This window comes from Paenibacillus xinjiangensis (assembly GCF_059686975.1).
The window spans coordinates 1-4,278 of the sequence record NZ_JCAALS010000056.1; the positions used below are offsets into that span (position 1 = coordinate 1).

Sequence of the window (4,278 nt, forward strand, 5' to 3'; positions counted from 1 at the left end):
CCAATACAATTCGAATTGGAGGGTTCTTTGGCATGCTCATTAATCAATATAACACAAGTTCTCGAGCTGTTTTGCTGGTAATGTTGACAAGCTATTAGCTGGTATAGCTTATAAAGAAATGGAGCAGCAGCCGTAGCAAACTGCTCCTTGTTGTTGAAGTATCGTCTCCCGATAGCGTAATGATTCATTCTTACGGTTCACCGATTAGGCTGTTAATTTTCTGCTACCAAGGACCGTCAGGTGCTCTTACTGTGACAATTCCCTCTTGTTGGGCGGTAAACTCTTTAGGCTATGATAAAGCTATAAATAAACATAATATGAAAGAAAAACCCGACAATGGAGTTATAATAAATCTTTCTTTCTTACTACGAGATATAGAATTTGCTATTGTATTTAAGCCAAGAAAAATTGTAATAACCCATACTAATATATTAGTAGATAAAAAATAAAAACCTGTTAAGACATTAGTATGTTGTAGAAAAACAATGCCCATAAAAACAAGAATCAAAGCATTAGCTGCACTCACAATACGTAATTTTTTTGGTAAAACCTTATAATATCCACCCATTGCATATTCACCGATAGGATAACCAAGTGAAAGTAGCACTTGAAAAAATGCAATGGACACAAACAAAATCGACACAATAATTGATGATATGTAGATAAAATCAACTTCCATACATTACCTCCTAATTATAAACAATCTCCTTCTTCCTATCAATTACTGCTGATCACCAGTAATGCCAATACAAAGAGCACAGTAATGACTCTTTGCACGAAAGACACACCTTTTTTTGTTTTAATATCATATTTTGGACTTATCCCATGTAGAACAATATTGCGCTAATCTGCCCGTTAAATAAACAAATGGAGCAGTCGCTGTAGCAAACTGCTCCTTGTTTATTCAACTATCGTTTCCAGTTAGCTTAATCTCTCACCCACTTGGTGTTCCTCAACCCAGGTTCTGATATTAGAGAATAAGTTGGCTGGAAAAGTATAATTATATGTGTTTGCGACTTCAGAAGATAATCGACAGAATAACTCAAACGATATGGTTAATGCTTTCCAACTGCTCTTCTGATCGTACCCCCCAAAAGAAAGCTTCAAATCGTCTATTACATCTTTATCAGCCCATTCTTTGATAAACCTTCCTGCATGCCATGTATCAAATGTCGCTCCATGTGAGGCTTTTGCATGCCATTCTATCATTTGCAGCAGTAACTGTTTACAGTCTTTATCTCTCTGGTTGACTACCCAAAATTCATTACGCAAAATTTGCTTTGCCACGAACAGACTGGCAAAACAAAACATACTAACAACCTGCAAAAAAGCCTCTTGTGAAATGGGATTATTCCCAGGGGCAATTATGGTTTGAGGTACTAGCTTGTGTCCCTTTCCCGTCTTATCAAGTAGAATCTTGACACCACGATGAAAGCCTTGGGGAATCTGGTCTAGATTAATTGAACGTTCCAAATCCGAAATATGACGAAATAAAAAGTCAACTTGCACACCTTGATCAAAGAGAACGAGTTTCTCAGGATCCCCATCAACGGTTCGAAACATAAAGTTTGTCCAGACCGTACCGATTTGTAGTAACCATTCGTCATTTTGAAGATAGTAATCTGGATTAGTTGAAAAGATGACTAGATCTAAATCGGAATATTCGTCAAACGGCTTGTCCAATCTCGCTCTTGATCCAACTATGTAGATCGTGATTATCTCCTCATTACTAAGTCCCCAGTTAGATATACGCTCTTCAAGAATCTCATATAGATCACTACTCATTGTTCTCCCCCCAGAGTTTGGTTACATGCCCATGTTAGCATATTGAGCTATGTACCATCCAACAAATTTTCCCAAACGATTGTTGAGTTAAACTCCCGTTAGTGCAATAACTTATCGTCAGAAATTATTAAACAATAGGCATATACTCACCTTTGAAATGATATTGATAGCCGTCGTCTATACGGATATAACCGAGTATACAGTGACTTCTATCCCTGTATAGAACACTCGAGTAGTTTTTATTATCCTTATTACCTTCCGCGACCAATACTCTGTTGTCATCACAAGCTAAAACAATTCCGATATGATCATGAGAATGATCTGAAACAAGCTTCTCGAAAATGACAATATCACCACGCTCTGGATTGAATCCGTCTTTTTTATCGTAATAGAAAAATCCTGTTTCAGGCAGTTGAGCCCAATCCAACCATGCGCCAACCCCAGCTAATCGATACATGTGGTTTGGATATCTAATTGGCAGTAGCAATCCAACCTGCATACAGCAGTAGTATACGAAGGCAGCACACCAATTCTCCTTTAGCACTTTATAGATATCTGAGTCCGGCCAATACTTGCAAATTTCTCGATAACGTTTATCCTCCGGGGTGCCCACAATATTTTGCCCAGCAAGTGTTTCTGCATAATCAGCCAGCACAAGTCGTCTGTCTCCAGTGTTTCTATGCAATGTTTCCATATAAACATTGGATTCCTCGTATATAATTCCCCTTGGAATCCCCAATTCTTTAAATACATTTTGCAATCTAATAGTGTCCGTACCCGGTAAATTGTTACCTATATTGCGAAAGTATAATAACAATAAAGTAGCATCTTTAACAATTTCCTCATATGCTCCATGGGTTCGAGATCTATCTTCTTGATAGAAGATAGATCTAAGAATGACTGACATCTCTTTATCGGTAAAGATTTGAGTGCTACGTATAATAGGTCTTACAGCATCTGCACTGTTGTGACCAGGGAAGGTCTTTACTCCGGTCCTATAGAAATAATAATTGTGAAGTAACCCCGCGATCGCAGCGATTTCCGGATCTTGTCCTCTTCTCATGGCGAGCATCGAAGCAAAAGTTGAAACTCCAGATAGTTGAGCGAAAGCTTCCTGTCTCTTCGAGTTACTCTCTATTGTAAGAAGCGTTTCATGAACCAGCCCTCGTACTCTATCAAGTCGCTTAGTTTCGCAATTCAAAATTATTCCTCCCTATCCTAATACAGCCGCAGCAGTCATCGAGAACTGCAATTAGTTCCCGCTCTTGCCGCCGTTTTTGCTGTTTAGGGGTTAATCTGCTCTCCAATTTCTATGCCTCCTTTTATTATCTAATTATGCTTTTCAATTCTTCTGTACTTCAATCTAAAAGAATCGACGATAAAGTTCTCTCCGGCGTTCGCCGCGCAACTGAGCGTATATCTGTGTAGTCGATGCTTTTTCATGGCCCAGCATGCCTTGAATGAAATCTAAAGGTGCTCCGTTATCCAGTAGCTGGCATGCATAGGTATGACGGAAGCGATGGGGATATACATTTGCTTCGACATCTCCACGTTCTGCAACCCGTTTGTATCCGTTACAAAAAGGGCTCTACATGAGTCATCATGACTAGCTAAATACTTCTTCAACCATACTTTACACTCGGTGGTGAAGTAAACCTCTCTCTGCTTTGAGCCCTTTCCATTTACAATGGCCGAGCAGTTCTCCCAGTTCAGAGCCTCAATGTTGATTTTCTCCACCTCTCCAATTCGGCAACCCATGCTGTACAAGAACTCAAACAGAGCTTTTTCTCTTAGTGTCTGACATGAGATTTTCAAATGGATTACATCTTCCTCCATTAAGAACTTTGGAATACGTTTTTCCATTTTTGTTCGCGTAATTTAAGTGATGGATTTGAAGGTAGATACGTTTCTTCATAGGCGAAACGAAAAAGAGAGCGTGCGAAACGGATGCGATGCACAAGACTGCTTGGTTTCAATCGATCGGTCTGCTTGGCTAAATATTCCTTCAATATATTCAAGGTTACGTCAGAAATATCTAAGTCACCGAGTTCAGATATCAGCATCTTGAGCTGTAAGACATAAGCTTTCAATGTATTCGGACTAAACCCCTGGATTCGTTTATCTGCTTCATATTGAAGCCATAACTCGCTTAAAACCATAAAAAAACCTCCCAACAGAGCAATTATTACTAGTTTGCTTCTAATGGAAGGTTTTGAGACTCGATATTAATCTAGCGTTTCCCGTTAGCTCAATGATGCTGGTATTCAAGACAGACTGAATTTATCAAATCATCTAAGGAACCAATTCTCTGTTCAACTGAATCTACATGATAAAATGTACATGTGTTTCCGATTTCATTTAGTTCATTTGTTTGGGAGTATCGTACTTTAGTCCACCCATCCGTGTTTTCAATGGTTCTAAAACTTCCGTTTATGATACGGAAGACCCTCGCCTTCTTCGCAATACTGTTTAAGACTGTACAAAAAAATAGCC

General features: G+C 39.0%; 4 protein-coding genes and 1 pseudogene. All 5 read right to left on the reverse strand.

What is annotated here, in order from left to right:
* Window positions 1–289: 289 nt before the first annotated feature.
* Window positions 290–679 carry a hypothetical protein gene (locus AC6ESP_RS29370; protein ID WP_497100332.1) on the reverse strand — a complete coding sequence of 130 codons (390 nt, stop codon included), beginning with the start codon at window positions 677–679 and terminating at the stop codon, window positions 290–292.
* A 242-nt stretch (window positions 680–921) separates the two neighbouring features.
* A complete protein-coding gene (locus AC6ESP_RS29375) occupies window positions 922–1,785 on the reverse strand; it encodes an aminoglycoside 6-adenylyltransferase (protein ID WP_497100333.1) in 864 nt (287 codons plus the stop codon).
* 127 nt (window positions 1,786–1,912) lie between these two features.
* A complete protein-coding gene (locus tag AC6ESP_RS29380; protein WP_497100334.1) occupies window positions 1,913–2,986 on the reverse strand; it encodes a CHAP domain-containing protein in 1,074 nt (357 codons plus the stop codon).
* A gap of 162 nt (window positions 2,987–3,148) precedes the next feature.
* A pseudogene (locus tag AC6ESP_RS29385) lies at window positions 3,149–3,648 on the reverse strand (tyrosine-type recombinase/integrase).
* Window positions 3,621–3,944, reverse strand: coding sequence for a site-specific integrase (locus AC6ESP_RS29390; protein ID WP_497100335.1), 324 nt, complete (start codon window positions 3,942–3,944; stop codon window positions 3,621–3,623). Before AC6ESP_RS29390 ends, AC6ESP_RS29385 begins: the two are co-directional and overlap by 28 nt.
* Window positions 3,945–4,278 lie beyond the last annotated feature (334 nt).

Bases quoted from the DNA above. Each gene is read 5' to 3' on its own strand.
- AC6ESP_RS29370 (WP_497100332.1), bottom strand. From the start codon at position 679: ATGGAAGTTGATTTTATCTACATATCATCAATTATTGTGTCGATTTTG.
- AC6ESP_RS29375 (WP_497100333.1), bottom strand. From the start codon at position 1,785: ATGAGTAGTGATCTATATGAGATTCTTGAAGAGCGTATATCTAACTGG.
- AC6ESP_RS29390 (WP_497100335.1), bottom strand. From the start codon at position 3,944: ATGGTTTTAAGCGAGTTATGGCTTCAATATGAAGCAGATAAACGAATC.